Genomic DNA, 23,067 nt, shown 5'->3' with positions numbered 1-23,067 from the left:
ATCACCTAGATCGGCGCCGAGTTTGCAACTCCGCCAGATTGGCAGGAGCTCCTAGTAATTCAAGCACGCCAAGAACGAAAACAAAGTAAAGATACCTAGGCGCAAAAATCGGCGTAACGCAAAAAAACACCAGAAATATCACGGCAACAAAAAGCAAGTCAGAGTTGATGGATATTTTTCTTTTTAAAAAAAGTATCAAAAAAATCATAAATGTTACAGCGCAATGCCCTGCTACAAATAAATCGTTATACAGCTCCGCAGGATTTAATATTTTATCAACCTTAAACCCCATCCCAAACAATAAGTGAAAGGCTTTGAGCGGGAATATCAAAAAATAAAAACCACTATTCTGTATTTCTAGAACACGCTCAAATAACCCACTACCACCGTCCTCATAATTCTCATTCGATAACTGCACGTATAACAGTATTGGCTCAATGATGGGCTGGACTGCAAGATACACGACCGAAATTACTACTAGCATCGCAAGTAACAACTTTACTCTGCTAGAAATCATGTGACGCCACCTGATAATTAGCATCAACACCATGTAAAAAATCCCAAGTTGCCATCTCACCAACAAGCAAAAGCAAAATGCAATCAAGGCAAAAAAAAGGGATTTCCTCAAATACGCGTTCAAAGCCAAGGCCAAAAACGGGAACAGAAAAATTTCCTTGTTTACTGCAAGAAGACTCGATACTGTGAGCGGACTAAGCAGTAAAAATATTCCGAGGTGTAATGAATTAAGCTTTAACTTCCTCGCAATTTCGATAACTGACACGGCAAAGACGCACACATTGAAAAGTAATATTAAATAGTTATTCCCTTGAAAAACATTTAATACCAGCAGCGGCCCTAGATAGTTTCCATCTACCCTAATTATCGCCCCGTTATCATCCTCGCCGCGGAAGGTCTTAATATAAGTGTTTGAATCTGCAAAGAACTGGAGTGGCGGAAACGTCTCCTCCAGCTGAGCATTTCCAACCAAATATAAAAAGACCAAACCTAGCATGCAAAACGCAAGCAGTAGCACAGCCAATGAAAAATTGCTTTTTTTTATTTTAAAAAAAATATTCAATTTATCCATCAGGAAAGCCCTTGACTGATAAGAAAATTATCAAAATTTTTCTTCCAATTTCCGACCCAGATATGTTCGACATCAAATCTTTCTTCGCGGATGCCAACGTCCAGATACGTTAACTTCTGCAACAATGCATCAACTGAATCAAACGTCTCAAAGGGATGGCTTGGGTATCCGAAGCGGGATTTTGGTGTATCCCAGATCAATATTCTCTCCACAATCCCAACAGCTTCGAACAGACCGGTAGATACCTCGCTCACCACGGTATGGGCAGTCTTGAGTGACTGATAAATATCAGCATTTGTATCAATCTGGAATCCAGCACTCTCCGTCTTACTCATCTGCAATGCGCGAGTTCTCTCAAGCGGGTGCGGACGGAGCACAACCTTCAGGTTCATCGCCTCGGCATGGCTTCGCAAGCTGCGTGCCAAATCTAGGTATAAATTAAATTCAATTCCATCACTCAAAATCAACAAATCTGTCTGAGCTTCTTTTTGAACCCCAAGCCCATCAATTCGTGCACTTCGATGTGGGTTGCCGACGGCCCACTTTTGGACAGGAGCATTGATTTGATCATTCCACCACTTTCCATAACCCAAAAAATGATCGGGGAGAGTACGTTTGTAGATGGCACTATTTTGAATAGCAGGTGCGAAGTTATATGCATCATGGCCTGACGAAACGGCCCCATGCTGGTACTCCGCGGTACAAATATCCAAAGACTTAGCTGCTGCAATCAGACTCGCGGCCGGACCATAACATCCTGCCCCCACCATCAGCAGTTTCGGACGAACGCGTTCCAACAACCTAGTATAGGCACCATACTGCCACGGCATAGATGCAGCCTTACGTGCGAGCGTACTGGTCAATGCCTTTCGGCGCTCTGCATCCAGCTCCCAACCCATATGTATTTGTGCACGATCACTGATAAGTTGTACCAGATCTTTCGCTTGCTTGTAATGAACGGCTTGGACACCCATTTTTCCTCGAACAGCGTTCATAGCCTGCCATGGCGCATGCATGATCATGCGACCGTGATGCCGTGGAAATGGCCAACGCCATTCGAAATGATCAGCCAGCACCAGCGTATCTGCCGGTCTAGCCGCTACAAAATGGTCAGTCAGGCGATTGAACCACCTCCCCCCCACCATCTGATCGGCAACGCCTTCGGCCGTGATACAGATGTTAGCGCGCCCGCCTTTGCTGGCCAACTGTCGTGAATTGTTGAGAAGCGAACGCAGCATAGTGCTCGCAGAGCGTGTCATCGACTTCGGAGCGTTCGAAGTGCCAGTTAGACGTACGCCGTAGAGTAAGTCAGACATCATCATGCGAAACACCATTACTCGAATTTGCGGCCAAAGTGGCAAACCAGTTGCACTACAACAAAACTCCAATAATGCCGAGTCGTCCTCAATAACCAAAAGGTCGCTCAGGGCGAGGCTCCGTACAGAGTGCGTAGTCATGCGTTTCCTCGCTTAACGCGAATGAAGTGCGCAGGAACGCCACCCCAAATTTCTGATGAAGGTATTGATCTCGTTACTACAGAGTTAGCACCGATCACTGCATTATCACCAACTGTCACTCCTGGACCAATGTAGGTGTTGGCACCAATCCAAACGCCATCGCCTATCAATACTGAACCGGCCAAACTTGGGCCAGGGCCTTTCCTGAAATCAGCATCCGCTTGTACTGTGGAAGTGTAGACCCGGACATTATGCGAGATACTGCATTTCGCGCCGATGCGAATGGTCTCGCCAGAAGTCGCCTGCAAGCTGCAAAGCTCGCCAACATAACTTCCCTCTCCCAGTTCTATGCGACCAGAACCATAGAATTGGATTCCTGCACCATTGAACCGGAAGCTCGGCGCAATGCAGTACTGCTGCCGATAGCCTCGATATACGATGCCCCAGAAGAACATTCGTAGACGCAAAAGTAAATTGGATAGTAATCGCCACATCATCGTGCTCTCCAAGAGCGGGCCAAGACACGCAGTGCAAGAACCGGACGTTGCCAAGGCATGGGCTTAACGCGCACTGACAATAGCCAAACTGCTAATAGCAGCGTGGCCTGACTTGCGCAATAAGACAATGCAGCGCCCAGCACTCCATAGTTCGCAACAGCGCAAGGCGCCAAAACCGCCGTGATTCCACATGCAGTTAGTGTCGCCACACTGATCCATTCCGTTTTACTGGTAAAGAAAAAGAGGCCAGCCACATTCAAATATGCGCCAGTTAGCGCTCCACCAAGTAAGAACCAGATCGTAAGGTCAATCGCAGCCAAATACTTCGCACCCAACAAAACCCCGCCGCCGACCAACAACATGGCCCAGAGCGCGAGTGCCATCAGCAACCAAGCGGGTACACTCAAATAGCTCAAGGCCACTACTCTCAGACGATCCCGCGCAGTGTTACGAGCCAGCATGCGATACATCTGAGGGGTAAACGCCTTGGTTACTGCGTCAGCGAGTACGTTGATTACTAGCCCAAGTTGCGAGGCTGCGCCATACACTCCGAGCGTTTCGGTGCCCAGTTGCGCCGATACCGCAAAGCGGTCGAGGCTACCCAGCAAGGCTCCTGCCATAGCATGTGGTATAAGCGGCACACCGAATCGCAACAGGGCCGCTGCCGATGCGAAACTTGGCTTACTGCTTCCGACAAGGCGGGACAGCGACAGGACGCTGAAACATGCGATAGCAAGTCCTGCAACTATGGCGCCTCCGATCCGGCCAATGCTACCCCAACCGAACAGCAGCACAGCTGCCAGGGAGAATGCCACACCCAGTAATGCTGAAACTACCTGCAGCGCGGCAGCAGGGAAAGCTTGATTGCAGCTTTGCCATACAGCGAAGCGCATTCCCTGCAATGCCATGCAGCCTGCCAAGACAGCAGCCATTCCACATGTTGCAGCGCTCAGATTGATGCCTACTACCGGCCCGAGCAATGCGGCGAGGCCGGTCGCAAGTAACGTCGTGAAAATCACGAGCATCATGGCGGTCCGTGTGTAACCATGGGGGTCGCCTTTGCTGGAATCAAGCCAACGCACGCCAACGGCGCCATGGAGACTCAGACCAGCCATCGCAGTAGCAACCGAAACCACCATAAAGAACGACACAACCTCACCATACTCGGTCGGTGAAAGTGCGCGCGTGAGCACCGGGAGCAACATGAATGGCACACCTGCAGCCATTACGTTAGCGAGGCCATATACCGCTCCAGAACGGAGTAACTGCAACAACATCGAAAAGTGCCCTTCAGCTGCGCATGAAGGCTGCGAGCATTCGCAGACCCTCAGGGCCACTCTTTTCAGGATGAAACTGGCAACCAACCACTGCGCCACGCTGGATTGTAGCGGCTATACTGTGCCCACCATAATTACAATATGAAAGCAGATGGCTCTGGTCATCGGTTTCGACAGCAAACGAGTGAACCAAGTAGACCGAGCTTCCTGGCGCTGTGTCGACAAGCAGGCTGCCTTGCCAGTCAGCGTGTTCCGGGCGATGCAACGCGCTCCAACCGATATGGGGAATCTTAAGCGCTACTCCGTTGGTAGCCATTTGCGGAATCGCCCGCGCACGGCCAGGAATCAGATCAAGCCCCTTATGCTCGCCGAACTCCTCGCTGGTTGTGACCAGCATCTGCATTCCTAAACAGATGCCCAGCAGTGGCCGGTCAGACTCAGCGTAACGCCGGATAGGATCCACAAGTCCACGTTCGCGTAGTTCATGCATGCCATCGGCAAATGCACCAACACCAGGAAGCACCAGGCGCTCGGCACGTTCTATTTCAGAGGGGTCGTGCGACAACACGACCTTGGCTCCACAATGCTCAAAGGCACGAGCTACGCTCAGCAAATTGCCTAGGCCGTAATCAATTAGGGTAACAGTATTGCTCATGGATTTCTTACGTCTAAATTTGCATCACGAGCGGCTGCTCGGATGTCAGCCAGCGTAGCGCGGCCATAATGCAAGATATCGGCCATTGCAATGGCACTAGCGTGGCCATCACGAACAGCATTTGCTATGTCATGAGGCTGCCCCATACCACCACTGGCAATTACCGGCACGGGAACAACAGACGCCACTGCAGCAATCAGGTCAGTATCAAAACCTTCGCGGGTACCTTCGTGGTCCACTGAAGTCAGGAGAATTTCGCCAGCACCGAGTTCTACACCACGCTGCGCCCACTCGACAACGTCGAGCCCCGTGGGTTCGCGACCGTTGTCAGTGAATGCCTCCCACTTACCTGCGGATGTACGCTTGGCTTCGATCGACAGCACCATACACTGTGAGCCGAACTTTCGCGCCACTTCACGGATAAGTTCGGGACGCTTGGTGGCTGCAGTGTTGATGCCGACCTTATCGGCTCCAGCGCGCAGCATTTCGCGCACATCATCCACGGAGCGCAAGCCTCCCGTAACCGTGAGTGGCACAAAAACATCCTGTGCAGTACGGCGTACGATGTCATGCAGGCTGTTGCGTCCGTAAAGGCTGGCGACGACGTCTACGTATAACAGTTCATCTGCCCCATCTTCGTAGTACTTGCGTGCAAAAGCCTGTGGATCACCAATCACACGAAGCCCTTCAAGGTGAATACCTTTGATGAGGTTTTTCCCCTTTACATCGAGGCGTGGAATTAGCCGCGTGGGCATCATACAGCGGACCCCATATCGTCCCATGGCGTACGGCGCAGGCACCACTCACCATCTTTTACCATCCAAAGATGCGGGGAACGGAAACGATCGCACAGCGCCAAAAATTCATCTCGCGACATGCTGATGTAGTCAAGAAATTCCTTTTCGTACCGAGCAGGGTATTCACCTTCGTAACGGCGCATCAGGGCCATGGCCTCTTCTTTGTCGATGTGATGGTTGCGGATCTCCTGTGCCGAATCCATCATCGCACGGCCGACACCAAACTTGATCCAACGGGTGAAGTAGAAGAAACCATCCACTTTATCGTCAAGACTGTTGTACTTAGAATAAGTGCCTTCAGTGCGCAAAGGATTGGCCTCAAAACCGGTATTTTCTACAGCGTAGTAATAAGCCTCTTGCGGCACCCATTTCTTGTAATATCCCAAGTATTTAAAGTCTATGCCCTTACGGTGCAAAACGTCTGGATCCATTGGCAAGTAACTCTTTAGATCAGCCATCGCCACACCCTCATCGAGGTATTCACCAATTGCTTTGCCTCCAAGCAAAACATCGCGAATATCCTTGCCGTGCAGGTAATCCAAAGAGAAACCTTCGCTTTCCGCAGCCTCGGTGCCCTTAGCATAACTGGAAGTCTTGTGAGATATTTTCTCACCGTATTCACCAGGCATCTCACCGTAGAAAATCAGTGGAATGTTGAACTGCGCAGCCATTTTCGCTACGAATGTCTTCTGACCCAAGATAAAAGGTTGGAACGGATGCAGCAGGTTGATCGTGGCGTTACGGGTAAGCAACCGGTGGATCTTGCCATTTGGAGTGAACAGGTAGTTATCGAAACCGCCGACGTGCAGCCACTGTTGGAAGTTCTTCCAGCCGATGTCGGTGTACAAGTGTGGAGACCATGTCACCGTCAGCGGGTTCATGCCGTACTTATACTTCAGTAAGTGAGACTGCATCGCACTGTCTTTACCACCACTGCCACCGACGATACAGTCGTAGCTACCATCGCTCTTGCGATACTTATTGCACAGTTCGATAAGTTCTCTCTCACGCTCATCCCAATCGATCTCGCCATCTTCTTTAAGTATATTGAAACGGCAGGCGTGACAGACACCTTCCTCATCAAAACTTAGGGTAGTTTTCGTCGAACTCTTACCATGCGCATATTCATTGCTCGACATTGGCTGCTGATTTGACATGTTGCACATTTTACAAAATGCAACTTCGCGAGGTAGTCCGTACAGAACATCAAGCTCATTTTCTGACTTGGTAAAACGACTAAGGTCGGTACTAGGGTGCGGGCCAATTTTCATTTGCTTTCCTTAAAAATTCAGTTTTTGTGTAAAAGTTGCAACAACTGACCGGCGAGGCGAAGATCTGCCGGAGTATCAATATCAATAGAACGCTCAGATGGCATCTGGTAAGCGACAGTTCCTGGAGAAATGAAGCTTCGTTGTTCCCTAAGCCACTTGGTGTCTGCGGCATAAATCGCGCCATTCAAGCACCAAGCACCGGGAAGATCCTGACGTCTCAGAGACTGATCAGCCGATGGTTTTGCATATGGAGCAAGGGTACCTTCATCGTTAATCTCGAAAGTCAAGTATGGATGGTCTTCTGAGGGCCGAACACTTACAACTGCTGGTGCACTTTGCATAAGATTCAGACATGCTTCAATGTCAGCAGCAGTCCGCAATGGTGATGTCGGCTGAAGCAGTACAACAACATCAAAATCTGGCAACTGCTCCAAAGCATGATACACAACATCCATGCTTGACGACTCATCTGTTGCTAGCTCCTGTGGTCTTGTAAATGGAACGGTACATCCGAAACGCGCAGCCACTTCTGCAATGGTCGGATCGTCACTAGATAGTACAATAGTGTCAATGCGAGGGCACGCTTTAGCAGCCTCTATAGTCCAGGAGATTAACGGCTTTCCCGCTAAGTCTACGATATTCTTCCCTGGTATGCCTTTTGATCCACCGCGTGCAGGGATTAACGCAAGTACTTTGCGCGTACCAATCATCTGAACACCTCGTGGAAGTCATGATTTGCTCGTTCAAAATCCGACGGTTGACCAATATCGAGCCAGTAGCCATCCACATGATGGGAGCGGGCATAAAGGCCCTTCTCCGTAATCGCATCGAAGAGTGTCGGCATATCGAAAAACTGATCCCGTGGAACCAACTTTAGCGCTGATGGCGACAACACGTACATGCCAGCACTCACCATAAACTGGTGAACGGGTTTCTCAATAACACTGGAAATACGCCCCTCTTTTTCCTGAACTACACCAAAGGGCACCTGCATCTCGTATTTACGTACACCCATCGTTGCATCAGCACGGGTTGCCAGATGATCCTCAATCATCGCAGCATAGTTCGCTTTAGTTAACAAATCTGCATTGGTCACCACAATTGGATGATCGATCTCTGCCGGAAGCAAACTCAATGCACCAGCTGTGCCCATACGCTGTTGCTCACGCAGATAATGCACTTCGATTCCGAATCTGGAACCGTCACCGAAGTGCGCTTCGATTTGTTCTGCTTTATAGTTCACTGCAAGGTAAAAGCGGCGGAAACCTTGTTCGGAGAATGAACGGACGATAGTCTCCAGAATCGGGCGAGAGCCAACGTTCAGCATTGGCTTGGGTGTTTCCCGCGTCAATTCCTTCAGCCGGCTACCCAAGCCGCCAGCCATGATGACCACAGACTCTTCACGGGTAGGCACATTCAGGTAGTCATCAACCGTCTCCAGCCCGACGATGTGCCCATCGCTATCAACGATAGGCAACTGGTGAAAGCCATGAAGCTTCATCAGACCTAAACGCGTCTCCCGATCTTCGTGGTTGCGTACCACCGTCGGCGTCACGTGCATAGCTTCCGATACTGGCGTGTCGAGCGTTACCCCACGTAACAAAGCGCGGCGGGCATCGCCGTCACTCAGCGTGCCCAACAAGCGACGCTCGCCATCCACTACCAGTGCCATTTGGCAGCCGACGTCGTTAATTGTCTGCAGCGCTTCCCGCAATGAGAGTGACGGTGCTATAAGTGTATTTTGCCAATTCTTCATGTTAAAAACGGAAGACTTTAAAGCCAGCCTTGGCGCATGCTTCACGATCAAACAGACTCTTGAGGTCACCTAAGATCGGTTGCTTTTCTGATTTGCAAAACGAACGCAATACCTCAGGCTGCATGGCCTTAAATTCTTCATGCCCCACTGCTACAATTAACGAATCCACCTTGTCTTGATCGTCAATCGTGCCAAGCTTGATGCCATATTCATGCTCCACCTCATCGGCATTGGCCCAAGGGTCTGTCACCACGACCTTTACGCCCCAATGAGAGAGTTCTTTGACTAAGTCAGCGATCTTGCTGTTACGTATATCCGGACAGTTTTCCTTAAAAGTAATGCCCATCACGCCGACAGTGCTGTTAGCAACGTCGATACCATTCTTCAACATCAACCTGATGATATTTCGAGCTGCATAGCGTGCCATATTGTCATTAATACGTCGTCCTGCCAGAATGACCTGAGGAAGATAACCTGCCTGCTCTGCCTTGTGTGTCAGGTAATAAGGATCTACCCCAATGCAGTGTCCACCTACCATCCCCGGACGGAATGGCAAGAAATTCCATTTTGTACCAGCTGCCTCGAGTACCTCCGTGGTGTCGATGCCTAAGCGGTCGAAGATAACGGACAACTCATTAACAAAAGCGATGTTCAAGTCGCGCTGGCTATTCTCAATCACTTTTGCAGCTTCAGCCACCTTCAGACTGCTGGCCTTCCATGTGCCCGCCTTGATGATGTCCCGATACAGCGCGTCGACAGCCTCAGCCACTTCGGGCGTACTGCCGCTAGTGACCTTCCTGATAGTAGTCAGAGTGTTAACCTTATCGCCCGGGTTGATACGCTCGGGGCTATAACCGCAGAAGAAGCCTTCGTTGAATTTCAGGCCTGATTCTTTTTCCAGGATGGGCACGCAGACCTCCTCGGTACAACCAGGGTAAACTGTCGATTCGTAAATGACGATAGCGCCCGCCTTCATTGCTTTGCCGACTGTTTCGCTAGCCTTGATAATCGGCGTCAAATCAGGGCGATTGGCAGTATCAATCGGAGTCGGCACGGTAACAATAAAAACGCCACAATCAGCAAGCTTGCTACGGTCGCTGCTAAACTCCAAACGATTTGCAGACAGCAGCTCTTGCGGGGTCACTTCCAGCGTACTATCTTTGCCAGAACGTAATTCCGCAATACGGGCATCATTGATATCGAAGCCTAAAACTGGCTTTATTTTTCCGAATTCAACAGCCAGTGGCAGACCAACATAACCAAGACCGACCACAGCAATTTTTTTATTCTCTAATTCCATCAAAACTTTCTCCAGTTGCAGATGCAAATCATTTTTTAATTCCAATTTCTGGTGTCATTCGGGATGTCGTAAAACGACTTTTTTAACAGATTATCGATGGGACACGTGCTCAAGACCTTGACGATTTTCTTGCTAGCGCCTCCATTACCGTAAGGGTTGACAGTTTGCCCCAACATCGATCGAAACTCAGGATCGTACAACTTCGCAAGTGCTTCACTTATGCTGTCGGCGCTTGGAGCACAGTCTATAACGCTGCTGGCAGCCAGTCTCCCTTTTTGCCGATCACCAATATTGATAGTACCAACGCCCATGCTAGGTGCCTCGGCCAGTCCACTCGACGAATTTCCAACTACGCCATCCACATACTGCATGCATGACAGGTAGCGCAACTGACCAAGCGAGGCGTACACACGCGCATTGCTGTGAGATGCAACAAAGGCATCCACCATCGCTGCCAATTCTCTGCCGCCAGTATCGGCATTCGGCATAGTAAAAATTAGATTGGTTTCAGTCAAATTGCCCAAGGCAGTAAGAAGCTCGGCCATCTGCTGTTGCGAGCTGGCTCCTTCCAAGGTAACCGGATGAAAGGTAATGAGCAGGTTTTTACTGCCCAGCTTGAAGTCCAGCGAAGCCTCCAATGCTTCGCGTTCGAGCAGAGTAGTGCGCTTGATCGCATCAATTCCCAGCCCACCGACCAAAAATACACGTTCGGGCTGCTCACCGAGCTGTATCACCCGCCTCCGATATTCATCCGCAGCAACGAAATGGAGGTGCGACATCTTCGTGATGGAGTGGCGAATGGCTTCATCAAAAGCTCCTTCAGTTGTTTCTCCACCGTGCAAATGTGCTACCGGAATACCAGCAATCAAAGCCGCGGAAGCGGCAGCAAGAATTTCGAATCGGTCGCCCAACACGACAATCAGGTCTGGCGCCAAGCGCGCATAGGCATCGGCAAAACCAATCAAACCAAGACCCATGGATTTGGTCACAGCGGTAGCAGTATCCGCACTCAGCAGCATCTCTACCTTGGCATCAATCGAGAACCCAGCCTGCTCGACCTCACGATAAGTCAGACCGAATTCAGGCGAGAGGTGCATGCCAGTAGCAATCACCTGCAGCTCTAAAACTGGATCGTTTTGTACTTCTTGCATAAGCCAGCGCAACAAGCCGAATTCTGCCCGTGTACCGGTGATGACACAGATTTTTCGGCTCATAGCGTAATTAACTCGTCAACGGCGAAATCTTTGATCGCAGTACGGCCAATCACCTCATCCCAGCGCATTGGAGACAAACCCGTACCCGGACGTTTAGCGCCCATGTTGTCCGAGCTAAAAGTATCCCCTGCACGAATCGGACGAATTGCGACCAGCGACTTGCGCGCGATAGGCTTGTTTTTCAGCTCACTGACGCTGGGACGTTTGACACCATCGCCAAGCGCTCTCTCAATATTACGAATGCCGTCGACCATCGCCTTGAGTTCATGCGGCTCCAGGCTGGCCTTGTGGTCAGGACCAGGCAAATTACGATCTAACGTGAAGTGCTTTTCGATGACGGTTGCACCCAACGCAACAGCAGCAATTGGAATTTCAATGCCTGGAGTATGATCCGAGTAACCTGTATTCACCCCAAACGCCTGCTTCATTGAAACCATCGCACGCAGGTTCACATCTTCCATTGGGGTCGGATATTCCGTCGTGCAGTGGAGGACCGTAATCAAGTGCCGGGGCGTGCCGGCCTCCACTACAGCCTCAATCGCGGCTTCGATTTCGCCAAGATTTGCCATCCCAGTTGACAACATCAGAGGCTTGCCGACGCGGGACATATAGCGCAGCAATGGTAGATTTGTCAGTTCTCCGGATGGTATTTTTATTTGCTCAAGACACCCAAGTTCCATGAGCAAATCAAAGCTCTGGAAATCAAAGGCGGTCGAAAAGAAGCCAATTCCGTGCGCACGGCACTCTTCAATCAGAACAGCATGGTCTTCTCTCGACAGCTCAAGCTTTTGAATCATCTCAAGCTGACTCTCGCTACTCGCTGTCGTCTTCTTCTGATATTCAGCTTTTGGGGCTGATGCGGAAACAAGATTTGATGCTTTAAAGGTTTGAAACTTGACAAGATCAGCCCCGGCGGCGGCAGCAGCAACAATTAATTTTTTTGCAAGTTCCATGTCGCCGTTATGGTTTACACCTGCCTCAGCAATGATCAATGTGCTCATTTGATTCTCCTGGCGGGGACGCCGATATATACCGCATTCGGTTCACAATCCTTCACGACAACAGCACCAGAGCCAATGACCGTATCTGCACCGATCTGACGCTTCATACTTTCATTCCCCTGATTTATCGCAACACCAGTCCCGATCCAGGAACGGGTTCCAATATGAACATTGCCAGTGACGTGTGCACCAGGCGCCACATAAACACAGTCATCGATCACAACGTCGTGACTGATAGTTGAATTCAGATTGAAGATGCAAAAATCTCCTACCTGAATATTATTGGTGAAGCGCACCCCGGCACAAACGATAACTCCCCGTCTGGATTCGATCAGTTCGCGCTGCCCCCTCCCAAAGGAGGCACTCGGGTGGATAAGATTGACAAAATTCAAGCGCTCGGCATAGCGCTGCGCAATGCGTTGGCGGATACTACTATCCCCGATGCCAATCACGTAGCCCAGATCCAGATAAGTATCGATATCGCATTCGAGCATTACCTGACCAGAGAATGAGTATGCATCCAATTCGGCTTGGTCTCTTGCCACATAGACCGGCTCATACCCAAGCGCCCAAGCGATATCGCCAGCTTCCCTGGCCATGCCCGACGTACCAAAAATACCGATCTGCTTCATCTAACGTTGTCCAATGGCAAAACACTGCTCGGCAAGTTGACGACACGCGCCTCAAGCCATTCAGCTTGGGTCAGATCACCTTTGCGGCAGTGGGCGTAAATCGGCAAGTGATTCATCAGAGCCCAAATCGGACGAGTCATCACGCCCTTCTCATTGGTGGCTTTGAGCAAGGTATCGCGCTGCTCACGACTGTCGCAAATGACCGCGTTAAGCCAATAATTCGAGCGACAGTCGGCTGGCTCTGTCACGAATTGGAAGTCGCTACCACTGAAGTGATCTGCATAGCGCGCGGCCAGAGTACGCTTGTTGGCGATGAAGGCTTCCAGCTGTTCAAGCTGGGCACAACCGAGTGCGGCATTGAGGTTGGGCAGACGATAGTTGTAGCCAAGCTCATCATGTACATATTCGTAGGGATGAGGTTGCTTAGCGGTCGTCGTTATGTGCTTCGCACGAATTCCCAGAGCCTCACCTGCCAGAATCATACCGCCACCGCCAGTGGTGATGATCTTATTGCCATTAAAACTTAATGTACCGACAACGCCTAAGGTGCCGGTATGCCGGCCTTTGTAGAAGCTACCAAGCGATTCGGCCGCATCTTCGACGAGAGCAAGCTTCCACCGGGAGCAAACTTCCAGCAATCCATCCAGATCGGCTGGATGGCCAAAAGTATGCATAGGCAAGCAAGCGCGAACAACTTGATTAGTGTCACGCGTGCGGCACACACCCTCATCGTCTATTCGTGCGTTATCGTCGAGCCAGACTTCTAGCGCAGCAGGCGACAACCCCAAAGTATGACGATCCACGTCAACAAAAACGGGCTCTGCACCACAGTAGGCAATGGCATTGCATGTGGCCACAAAAGTCAGCGGTTGCGTGATGACCAGATCACCCGATTTAACCCCAACCAATTGTAATGCTATATGCAGCGCTGCTGTTCCATTGACCGTGGCAACTGCCCGGGGACTGCCAGTGTACGTCCCCATATCACGCTCAAATCGATCCACGTAAGCACCCACGCTGGAGACGAAGGTTGAATCGATCGTATCAGAGACATAATTTCGCTCCTGCCCTGCAAAGACAGGTGCATGCAGCGGAATGAATTCATCGGTGCGATATTGGTCGCGAACAAAACGGATAAGGGAATCAAGCATAGGCTTAAACGTTGTAAATTTCAGTTTTGTATTTAGCCAGATTTTCTGGGCGAGTAAACCAGTCTATGGTTGCCTGTAGGCCAGCGCGGATATCGTACTTCGGCTCAAATCCGGTAAGTTCACGGATTTTCGTATTATCACCCCAAAGACGGAAAACCTCTGATTTACCAGGGCGCAAACGCTGTTCGTCTGCGAGGAATTCCACGTCACTGTTCATCAGTTCACGGATCAAATTGAGGGTATCACCCACAGAAATTTCAAAATTGGACCCAATATTGACCGTTTCGCCAATCGCTTTATCGCAACGAGCCAGCTCAAGGAAACCGCGGCAAGTGTCAGCAACGTAATTGAAGTCGCGCGTTGGCGTCACGTCACCGAGTTTGATTTGCTTCTTTCCGCTCGCGATCTGACTTATGATGGTCGGAATAACGGCACGTGCAGATTGGCGCGGACCATAGGTATTAAACGGACGGGCAATAGTCAGTGGCAAATCGAAAGCGTTGAAGAAACTCATCGCCATGGCATCGGCACCGATCTTTGAGGCGCTATAGGGCGACTGCGGCTGAAGTGGATGTTTTTCATCGATTGGGACATACTGAGCCGTACCATACACCTCACTGGTGGATGTATGAATAACGCGCTTCACGCCGTTATCCAGCGCAGCCTGGCAAATATTGAGCGTGCCTTTAACGTTAGTGTCCACATAACTGTCCGGTGCTACGTAGGAGTAGGGAATCGCAATCAGCGCAGCCAAGTGAAATACAGTATCCACATCTTTGGTGATGTGCTTGCAGTAATGCGGGTCACGCACATCACCATTTAGGACTTCAATCTCATTCCGGCATTCAACGTCTTCTAACCATCCCCAATAATTAAAGGAGTTATATTGAGACAGAGCCTTTACCTTATAACCCTCGCGAACGAGAAGTTCGGTGAGGTGAGAGCCGATGAATCCGTCAGCGCCGGTAACTAAAACAGTTTTCATTTTCTATTACGCTTTTCCTGTGTTTGTATCCAGAGTACTTTCAATTTCCTGCCTAAGCTCCTCAATCTCCACTTTAAGCATTTCGTACTCTTCCATCTTCCGTTGCAAAAAACGCTGTGTAATTGCAGCTTTCTCAACAGCCCCACTCGGAGTAAGCACATAGACATAGCCGAACTTACTCTTGGAGTTAGCAAAGTTTCTCATCTTAACCAGCCCCTTTTCTATCAGGGCTTTAAGACAATAGTTCAGTCCACCAACGCTGATTCCCAACATCTGAGCCAATTCGCGCTGCGTGAGATCTGGATTTTCTTGCAAAATCCGCATCACTCGAAAATAAGTATCTTCTTGCAGTTTTGATTGGCGACTAGCCATAGTTTGACGGGATTATGAAATTGAACCAACAGTACTTAAATGTTTAAGTACACGCCGACGTTGTAATGTGTGCCGTTCTGCGTGCGCGAAAACCTATAAAAAATCCAAAATTTGTACAACTTTGAACAATTATATTCTGAATAAAACTTACTATGCAATTTTCATACTGATTTGTTTTTTTTGACTTAATCATTCAACTATAAAAGCTTAGCCAGCGATATAAAAAAACAACAACAATTCATATTGCCTGCATTTTAACATTTTATTAGCAATAAACATGTTTCTGTAGCAAAACGTGTTCAGCTTAGCTTTTTCTTGGAATTCAAAATTTTATACAATAAACGCTTCAACAAAATGACATATATGTTACCAACACACGCAAACTGATAAATCCGTTTGCAAGCAGCATAATTTTGCAATCCTGCTCATCAATTGGTAGGATTAGTCCTTTATCAGCGAACGGGCACCAGACTGGTGGATCGTGGCGTCAAGCCTGGCTGTGAACTTTAGGATCCTGGACCTATGCAAAATAGTCTGACCCGCAAGCCTATAGAAATTAAAATCTCAACTGTTGTTGCCGTAGCAATTTCATTGCATGAGGCTTCAATCCCGGTGTTGACGGCAGCTTTAGAGGAGATGACGGCAGGTTCGCCGGATTTCTTCGATGATGAGTTCGCGGTGATCGATGTGGAAGCGATCGCGGATCTCTCGCTGGATTGGGATGCATTGATCCCTTTATTCAAGGCAAATGGCTTGAATCCTGTTGCGGTCAGACATGCCAATGAGCAGGATCATGCGGCTTTGCGCAGTCACGGATTGAGTATAGACGTCGTGAATAAACCACGCAGCGAGGTCGAAACTCCCCCATCTGTTCCTGCTGTTGCTGAAGCAGCTGCATCGAAGCCCGAACCAGAACAAGAGCCAGCTCCAGCACCTGAACCGCAAATCATTATCAGAAATAATCCCGCATTAGTGATCGATACGCCGGTGCGTGGCGGGCAAAGGATCTATGCCAAAGGTGCGGATCTGATCATTACCGCAGTGGTCAATCCTGGCGCGGAGGTGATTGCGGATGGCAGCATACATATCTATGCCCCCTTACGAGGACGCGCATTGGCAGGTGCTACCGGCAATACCGAAGCGAGGATATTTGCGCTGACGATGGAGCCGGAATTGGTATCGATTGCAGGCATTTACCGGACTTTTGAGAATGGTTTTCCGGATTTAGCTGCAAATCACCCTGTACAAGTCAGGTTAAATGGTGACAGTATTGAAGTTTCGTCAGTAAAATCAACTGGCTGATGCCCTGCTATCAGACATATCGGATAAATAAAAGGAGCTATTTGTGGCAAGAATCATCGTTGTAACATCCGGCAAGGGCGGTGTGGGCAAGACCACATCGAGTGCTAGTTTTGCGTCTGGGCTGGCAATGCGGGGCCACAAGACCGCCGTCCTGGACTTTGACGTTGGCCTGCGCAATCTGGATCTGATCATGGGCTGTGAACGTCGCGTGGTGTACGATCTGGTGAATGTTATCAGCGGCGAAGCCAGCCTGAATCAGGCTTTAATCAAAGATAAACATTGCGATAACCTGTTCATTTTGCCTGCCTCTCAGACCCGCGATAAAGACGCGCTGACTGAAGAAGGCGTGGAGAAGGTTTTGAATGACCTGATCAAAATGGACTTTGAATACATCGTTTGCGATTCGCCGGCAGGGATAGAGCGCGGTGCCGTGATGGCACTGACTTTTGCGGATGAAGCAATCGTCGTGACGAATCCTGAAGTATCCTCAGTGCGTGACTCTGACCGCATCCTGGGCATCATACAAGCCAAGTCTAAACGCGCTCAGGCAGGCGGCGAACCGGTCAAAGAACATTTATTAATTACGCGCTATTCACCAAAGCGTGTTGAAGCTGGCGAAATGCTGTCGTACACCGACGTGCAGGAGATCCTGCGCATTCCGCTCATCGGTGTAATTCCTGAATCAGAAGCAGTGCTGCATGCTTCCAATCAAGGTAACCCTGCTATTCACATGAAGGGCAGTGATGTATCCGATGCGTATGAAGATGTGGTTTCCCGCTTCCTGGGTCAGGAAACACCGTTACGTTTCATCACCTATGAAAAACCGGGCTTACTGCAGCGCATTTTCGGAGGTAAATAAAGTGGCTCTGCTTTCTTTTTTATTTAACAGCAAACCTAAAACCGCCAATATGGCGAAAGAACGTCTGCAAATCATCATCGCGCGTGAACGCACGGAGCGTGATGGTTATGATTTCTTACCGGCATTGCGCGAAGAGTTGATTGCAGTCATTTCTAAATATACGAAAGTTAGCCCGGAGGACATCAAAGTTTCCCTGGACAAACAGGGTAATTTGGAAGTACTGGACGTCAACGTAGTATTACCGGAGCTGGAAGTACGCAACTGATCATATTGCCCATACTTTTGCAGGCGGATCAACGCTGCCTGCAAACAATTGTTTCACGCCCACGACTATTTCATACCCTGTTGCAATACTGTTCGGATTCTGCGACGGTAAAGATTGCAAATTCCCAAACCACAACGTATGCTGTTGCGTAACAATTCAGCAATTGCAATGATCATCGAATAAAATTATGGCAAATACTGCAATTTGGATGAGAACTGCAGAAGTCCACAATTTTCATATTTTGCAATTGCATTCGTTATAATGATATGTATTGGCCAATTCAAGCCGGACTTTAACGGTAATTACCCATGAGAATCGCTGTACTCGACGACGACAATAATTTGCTGGAACTGGTCTGCACCATCCTGAATGCAGCCGGTCATACCTGTCATCCATTTTTAAGTGGTAAAGAAATGCTGCATCAGCTGCGTCGTGAAAGTTACGACATGCTGATACTGGACTGGCAAGTCCCGGATCTGAACGGCACAGAAATCCTGCACTGGGTCAGAGAAAAACTGTCTCCTACCCTGCCTGTTTTATTCATGACCAGCCGTTCCGGTGAGGATGATATCGTGGCAGGCCTGGCAGCTGGTGCTGACGACTATATGATCAAGCCTATCCGTCGCAGTGAGCTGGTAGCGCGTGTGCAAGCTTTGTTGCGTCGCGCCTATCCAACCCAAACCGCGTCAGAACATTTGCAATTCGGCGCCTACAAATTCGAAACCCGGGCTGGTCGCGTAACCATTAATGACGAACCGGTAGAAATGACACAGAAAGAATTCGATCTGGCATTGTTACTGTTCCGCAATCTTGGTCGTCCTTTATCGCGTGCTTATATTTTGGAAGCCGTCTGGTCACGTGATGTCGATATTCCGTCAAGAACCATGGACACCCATATTTCACGGGTACGCAGCAAACTGGAATTACGTCCGGAAAATGGTTACCGGCTCGCACCTGTGTATAGTTATGGCTACCGATTAGAACAAGTTACAGCAGAATAACAAATCCGGGTCAGCGCAGTCTGACCCGGATTGCATTTCAAAATTAGGAAATTCGCATGAGCCCTTCTCTCCCCCTCTTGCGTCAGCTTCAAGCCAGCATTCTGTTCACGATGACGCTGACACTCAGCTCAGTCGCAGCGGCCGCTCAGCCGCGCGGTGAACCTGGCACCGTGATCGCAACACCTCCTGATATGACTTACTACGCACTGCAAGGTGACACCTTGCTGGGTATTGCCAAGCGTTTTACCAACCAGTCTCAAAACTGGACTGTATTGAGCAAGAAAAATCAGATTATTGATGACAGAACCATCCCTATCGGTACGGCAATCCGCATCCCGCTTGATTTATTGCCCGAAATCGACAGTGAGGCCAAAGTCGTTGCACTGGCAGGCAATCCTGTTTACCGCTTACCCAACGGCAACGAAGCGAATCTCACAGTCGGCATCGTATTAAAAGAAGGTGCACAGATCCTGACAGGTAAAAACGGCTTCGTCACACTGGCGCTGCCGGACGAATCCAGAATTTCCATTCCATCCAATAGTCAGGTCGCACTCAGTAAGTTACGTAAAACCCAGTACACATCCAGTCCGCGCACTGAGTTGTCACTCCTGGAAGGCAAGGTCGAGTCACGCGTGAGTTCACTGAGCGCAAACAAAGGCCGCTTTGAAGTGCGTTCACCGCTGGCGATTGCCGGTGTGCGTGGCACCCATTTCCGGGTTGGCGTCAATGACTTTGGTACCGCCAACGAAGTCCTGGAAGGTGGCGTAGCGGTCGATCAGGCCAAAGCCAAAAAAGCCGCTAAGCTGACATTGGGTGCGGGCAAAGGAAACATCGTCAATGCCAGCGGTGTTGGCAAGCCGGTTGATCTGCTGCCAGCTCCGGTACTGGACAATGGCGGCCGCTTGCAGATACGTCCGACCATGCAATTTCTTGCACAAACGATGCCCGCAGCACATGCCTGGCGGGTACAGGTCAGCAAAGACGCTCAGGCACTGGACGTGGTGATGGAAAACCAGTTTACAGACCGGCGCTTTAAGTTTGATGGCCTGGATGACGGTGATTATTTCTTGCGTGTCGCGGCAATTGATCAGCACGGACTCGAAGGCATTCCGCTGATACAGAGCTTCACGCTAAAAGCCAGACCTGAACCGCCGTTTACCTCACAGCCGAAGAATAAAATCCGCGCAGATAAAGTCGACTTCAGCTGGACAGAAGCAGCCAATGCCGACAATTATCGCGTACAGATCGCCAAAGACAGCGAATTCAAAACCCTGGTGCAAGATGAAGCAGGCATCCGTAACGTAGTTTGGACCCACGATAAATTAGCTGATGGTGATTACTACTGGCGTATTGCGACAGTTGCACAAAAAAATGGAAAACCAGACCAGGGCCCATTCAGTGATGCGCAGAAATTCCAGAAGTTGCCACCGCAAGGTGCAGCCAGCTTTGCCGATTCAGAAGGTAAGGACATTACGCTAAGCTGGCCAGCGGAACCAGGACAGACTTTCCTGATTCAGATGGCGGCTGACAAGGATTTCACACGACTGTTGTTGTCGAAAGAACTGACACAGGCGGAACTGAAACTGCCAAGACCTGCGCCCGGCGATTACTTCATCCGTGTCAAAGCAACCGACCCCGATGGCTACGTAGGGAATTTTTCCGGAACCCAGAAAATTAATATCAGCGCACGTTGGACCACCTCTGATGGTGAAGCTCTGCGTAGCGCTTCGGGTATCGTCAAAACCGGATATTGATCAGCAATGAGTATAAAAAATTGCAGATAAAAAAAATTGCATTCCGTGAGTGGCTGATACTCAGTATCCTGCTGCTCGCACTGACGGCCGTGCTTAGCCTGCTACGGCTCACTGAACGCCTGGATCTGGTGCTGTATGACCGCATCATGCAGATCAATACCCAGCCAGCACGCGACGATATTCTGATTGTAGCGATTGACGACTACAGCCTGGCTGAGCTGGGGCGCTGGCCGTGGCCGCGGGCCTACCATGCCCAATTACTGAACCAGATCAATGCGGCAAAACCGGCAGCGGTAGGACTGGATATCTTATTTACCGAAGCGGAAGCTGTCACCGAGAACCAGCAAGAAAGTGGTGACCAACAACTGGCTGAAGCGCTTCAACAGAGCAATAAGGTGGTATTGCCGCTGGTGTCTGAAAGCGCCGGTAAAGGCCTGAGCACGGTCAAGCCTGTATCTATCCTGACCAATGCAGCACGTCAGCTCAGCCATATTCATCTGGAGCTGGATAAAGATGGCATTGCACGCAGTGTATTCCTGCGTGAGGGCATGCAGGGCGAATGGTGGCCGCACTTTGCGCTTGCAATGAAAGATGTGGGACAAAACACCGCCCCCGGTACTGAAAAGTATTTACCCGGCGCACGGCTGTCAGCATCAGTCAGAAATGCAGGACAATCGGAAAACAGCTGGCAGCGTGATTTCCAGATGCATGTTCCATTCGCTGGCAGTAGCGGTCATTTCCAATCCGTACCCTATGTTTCGGTAATGCGTGGAGAAGTCCCAGTCAGCTTATTACAGGGAAAATACATCATCGTCGGCCCGACAGCGCTCGGCATGGCAGACTCTTATCCAACCCCCGTAACAGGCAGTGAAGGTGTGATCTCAGGCGTCGAAATCAATGCCAATGTACTTGCCGGTTTGCTCAATGAAAAAGCGATACAGTTTGCACATCAGTGGCAAATACTCATTTGGAATATGCTGTTACTGATGCTGACGCTCATTGCCTATCAGTTCCTGTCGCCACGCAAAGCATTGATTGCAACCTTATCAATGATATTGCTGAGTCTGGCGAGTAGTCTGGCATTGATGCGCTGGCTGGCTTACTGGGTGCCGATGTCTCCAGCCGTGATTGCGCTGTTGCTGGCTTACCCACTCTGGAGCTGGCGCAGGCTGGAAGCCGCGATTAAGTATCTGGCAGCGGAATTTAGTTTGCTGGAGCAAGAACCGCATCTGCTACCGGAATTCACGGATGATGAAGAGAAAGCCACTATCGAGCTGACAGACACGCTGGAAAAAAGCATACAGGATGTGCATCTCGCAGCGAACCGGGTACGCGATCTGCGTCAGTTCATCAGCGACAGTCTGGCCAGCCTGCCGGATGCGACCCTGGTTACCACGACCGATGGTAATGTGCTGTTATCCAATCAGGCGGCACGTGCTTATTTTGCGGGCATCGGTCAGCCTAAAGTAAATGATTCTCTGGTGCCCTATCTGTTTGCCAATATGTCAGCACCGGCCAATTTTGATCATACGGATGGGCGCAACTTCAGCTGGTGGGATATCCTGGATATCAAACTGACGAAGGCTATGTCCCAGGGTTTTGAAGTGCGTGACCCGCGCGGACAAGATTTGCTGATCAAGAGTGCGCCTGCCTATAACGCAGACAAGCAATTGGTGGGCTGGATCGTCAGTATGGTGAATATCACCGCGATCCGCGCCGCTGAACGCAGCCGTGACGAAACTCTGCACTTCATCTCGCACGATATGCGCTCACCGCAAGCCTCCATATTGGCCTTACTTGAAATGCAAAAAGAGCCGCAAACGGCCTTACCGACTGAAGAATTCATGTCACGCATAGAAAAGGCATCCAGAATCACGCTGGGTCTGGCCGATAATTTTGTCCAACTGGCCCGTGCAGAGTCCCAGGATTATCGCTACGAAGAAGTCGATTTTCAGGATGTATTGCTTGATGCGACAGAAGAAATGTGGTCACTGGCACACAGTAAAAACATCCGTTTCAAAATGCAAATCCATGATCAGGAATATCTGGTCAGGATAGACCGCTCGCTGATGACACGCGTGCTGACCAACCTGATTTCCAATGCTATCAAGTATAGTCCGCGTGATACCAGTATCACCTGTAGCCTGAAGCTGGAACGCAATCTGGCAGACGTAACTGTCGTTTGCAGCATACAGGATCAGGGCTATGGCATTGCGCGTGCGGAACAAAGCAAACTGTTTCAACGCTTCCAACGCTTCAAAACAAATGAGCAACCTAAGAATGATGGTGTGGGTCTGGGCATGGTCTTTGTCAAAGCAGTGCTAGACAGACACTATGCCAGTATCGATTTTGTCAGTGCACCGAATGAGGGAACTACCTTCCACATCAGGCTGCCTGGACTCATAGTTTGAGGCAGATCAACTGCAGCAAAACC

22 protein-coding genes are annotated in these 23,067 nt (G+C 49.8%); 6 read left to right on the top strand and 16 right to left on the bottom strand.

Annotation, left to right across the window (positions count from 1 at the left end):
- Position 1: 1 nt before the first annotated feature.
- From H8K43_RS11775 to H8K43_RS11700, 16 genes are read right to left on the bottom strand one after another with little or no spacing between them, the layout of a single operon-like run.
- Positions 2–1,087 (bottom strand): hypothetical protein, encoded by a 1,086-nt coding sequence (locus H8K43_RS11775; protein WP_186903998.1) that lies wholly within the window; start codon positions 1,085–1,087, stop codon positions 2–4.
- Positions 1,087–2,544, bottom strand: coding sequence for a hypothetical protein (locus H8K43_RS11770; protein WP_186903997.1), 1,458 nt, complete (start codon positions 2,542–2,544; stop codon positions 1,087–1,089). The genes H8K43_RS11775 and H8K43_RS11770 overlap by 1 nt, the downstream gene beginning before the upstream one ends.
- Positions 2,541–3,041 carry an acyltransferase gene (locus tag H8K43_RS19190; RefSeq protein WP_186903996.1) on the bottom strand — a complete coding sequence of 167 codons (501 nt, stop codon included), beginning with the start codon at positions 3,039–3,041 and terminating at the stop codon, positions 2,541–2,543. The genes H8K43_RS11770 and H8K43_RS19190 overlap by 4 nt, the downstream gene beginning before the upstream one ends.
- On the bottom strand, positions 3,038–4,318 hold the full coding sequence (locus H8K43_RS11760; protein WP_268971001.1) for a lipopolysaccharide biosynthesis protein: 1,281 nt from the start codon (positions 4,316–4,318) through the stop codon (positions 3,038–3,040). Before H8K43_RS11760 ends, H8K43_RS19190 begins: the two co-directional genes overlap by 4 nt.
- 13 nt (positions 4,319–4,331) lie before the next feature.
- Complete coding sequence (gene hisH, locus H8K43_RS11755; RefSeq protein ID WP_186903994.1) at positions 4,332–4,973, bottom strand: imidazole glycerol phosphate synthase subunit HisH; 642 nt, start codon at positions 4,971–4,973, stop codon at positions 4,332–4,334.
- The gene (gene hisF, locus H8K43_RS11750) at positions 4,970–5,731 is read right to left on the bottom strand and encodes an imidazole glycerol phosphate synthase subunit HisF (RefSeq protein ID WP_186903993.1); all 762 of its coding nucleotides are present in this window, start codon (positions 5,729–5,731) and stop codon (positions 4,970–4,972) included. The genes hisH and hisF overlap by 4 nt, the downstream gene beginning before the upstream one ends.
- Positions 5,728–7,041 carry an N-acetyl sugar amidotransferase gene (locus tag H8K43_RS11745; protein WP_186903992.1) on the bottom strand — a complete coding sequence of 438 codons (1,314 nt, stop codon included), beginning with the start codon at positions 7,039–7,041 and terminating at the stop codon, positions 5,728–5,730. The genes hisF and H8K43_RS11745 overlap by 4 nt, the downstream gene beginning before the upstream one ends.
- Before the next feature lie 17 nt (positions 7,042–7,058).
- Complete coding sequence (locus H8K43_RS11740) at positions 7,059–7,751, bottom strand: acylneuraminate cytidylyltransferase family protein (protein WP_186903991.1); 693 nt, start codon at positions 7,749–7,751, stop codon at positions 7,059–7,061.
- Complete coding sequence (locus H8K43_RS11735) at positions 7,748–8,797, bottom strand: nucleotidyltransferase family protein (protein WP_186903990.1); 1,050 nt, start codon at positions 8,795–8,797, stop codon at positions 7,748–7,750. Before H8K43_RS11735 ends, H8K43_RS11740 begins: the two co-directional genes overlap by 4 nt.
- A gap of 1 nt (position 8,798) precedes the next feature.
- Positions 8,799–10,097: a nucleotide sugar dehydrogenase gene (locus tag H8K43_RS11730; protein ID WP_186904048.1), complete on the bottom strand. Its 1,299-nt coding sequence runs from the start codon at positions 10,095–10,097 to the stop codon at positions 8,799–8,801.
- 35 nt (positions 10,098–10,132) lie between these two features.
- The gene (gene neuC, locus H8K43_RS11725; RefSeq protein ID WP_186903989.1) at positions 10,133–11,311 is read right to left on the bottom strand and encodes a UDP-N-acetylglucosamine 2-epimerase; all 1,179 of its coding nucleotides are present in this window, start codon (positions 11,309–11,311) and stop codon (positions 10,133–10,135) included.
- A complete protein-coding gene (gene neuB, locus H8K43_RS11720) occupies positions 11,308–12,312 on the bottom strand; it encodes an N-acetylneuraminate synthase (protein ID WP_186903988.1) in 1,005 nt (334 codons plus the stop codon). The genes neuC and neuB overlap by 4 nt, the downstream gene beginning before the upstream one ends.
- Positions 12,309–12,944 carry a PglD-related sugar-binding protein gene (locus H8K43_RS11715; protein WP_186903987.1) on the bottom strand — a complete coding sequence of 212 codons (636 nt, stop codon included), beginning with the start codon at positions 12,942–12,944 and terminating at the stop codon, positions 12,309–12,311. Before H8K43_RS11715 ends, neuB begins: the two co-directional genes overlap by 4 nt.
- Positions 12,941–14,095, bottom strand: coding sequence for a LegC family aminotransferase (locus H8K43_RS11710; protein ID WP_186903986.1), 1,155 nt, complete (start codon positions 14,093–14,095; stop codon positions 12,941–12,943). The genes H8K43_RS11715 and H8K43_RS11710 overlap by 4 nt, the downstream gene beginning before the upstream one ends.
- Positions 14,096–14,099: 4 nt before the next feature.
- Positions 14,100–15,080, bottom strand: coding sequence for an NAD-dependent 4,6-dehydratase LegB (locus H8K43_RS11705; RefSeq protein ID WP_186881917.1), 981 nt, complete (start codon positions 15,078–15,080; stop codon positions 14,100–14,102).
- 6 nt (positions 15,081–15,086) lie between these two features.
- A complete protein-coding gene (locus H8K43_RS11700) occupies positions 15,087–15,452 on the bottom strand; it encodes a MarR family EPS-associated transcriptional regulator (RefSeq protein WP_186903985.1) in 366 nt (121 codons plus the stop codon).
- Positions 15,453–15,974: 522 nt separating this feature from the next.
- Between H8K43_RS11700 and minC the strand changes: the two genes are divergently transcribed.
- The 6 genes from minC (at position 15,975) to H8K43_RS11670 (ending at position 23,044) form a co-directional block, all read left to right on the top strand.
- The gene (gene minC / locus H8K43_RS11695; protein WP_186903984.1) at positions 15,975–16,754 is read left to right on the top strand and encodes a septum site-determining protein MinC; all 780 of its coding nucleotides are present in this window, start codon (positions 15,975–15,977) and stop codon (positions 16,752–16,754) included.
- A 43-nt stretch (positions 16,755–16,797) separates the two neighbouring features.
- Positions 16,798–17,613: a septum site-determining protein MinD gene (gene minD, locus H8K43_RS11690; RefSeq protein WP_186903983.1), complete on the top strand. Its 816-nt coding sequence runs from the start codon at positions 16,798–16,800 to the stop codon at positions 17,611–17,613.
- A 1-nt stretch (position 17,614) separates the two neighbouring features.
- Positions 17,615–17,878: a cell division topological specificity factor MinE gene (minE, locus tag H8K43_RS11685; protein WP_186881921.1), complete on the top strand. Its 264-nt coding sequence runs from the start codon at positions 17,615–17,617 to the stop codon at positions 17,876–17,878.
- 308 nt (positions 17,879–18,186) lie between these two features.
- Positions 18,187–18,879: a response regulator transcription factor gene (locus tag H8K43_RS11680; protein WP_186881922.1), complete on the top strand. Its 693-nt coding sequence runs from the start codon at positions 18,187–18,189 to the stop codon at positions 18,877–18,879.
- A 56-nt stretch (positions 18,880–18,935) separates the two neighbouring features.
- Positions 18,936–20,633, top strand: a complete 1,698-nt coding sequence (locus H8K43_RS11675) for a FecR domain-containing protein (RefSeq protein ID WP_186903982.1) — start codon at positions 18,936–18,938, stop codon at positions 20,631–20,633.
- 20 nt (positions 20,634–20,653) lie between these two features.
- Positions 20,654–23,044, top strand: coding sequence for a CHASE2 and HATPase_c domain-containing protein (locus H8K43_RS11670; protein WP_230403879.1), 2,391 nt, complete (start codon positions 20,654–20,656; stop codon positions 23,042–23,044).
- The last annotated feature ends 23 nt before the right edge of the window (positions 23,045–23,067 follow it).

Origin of the sequence: Cognatundibacterium curvum, from assembly GCF_014284235.1 — a bacterium.
Taxonomy (GTDB): domain Bacteria; phylum Pseudomonadota; class Gammaproteobacteria; order Burkholderiales; family Burkholderiaceae_D; genus Undibacterium; species Undibacterium curvum.
This window is presented reverse-complemented; position numbering and strand designations above follow the sequence as displayed.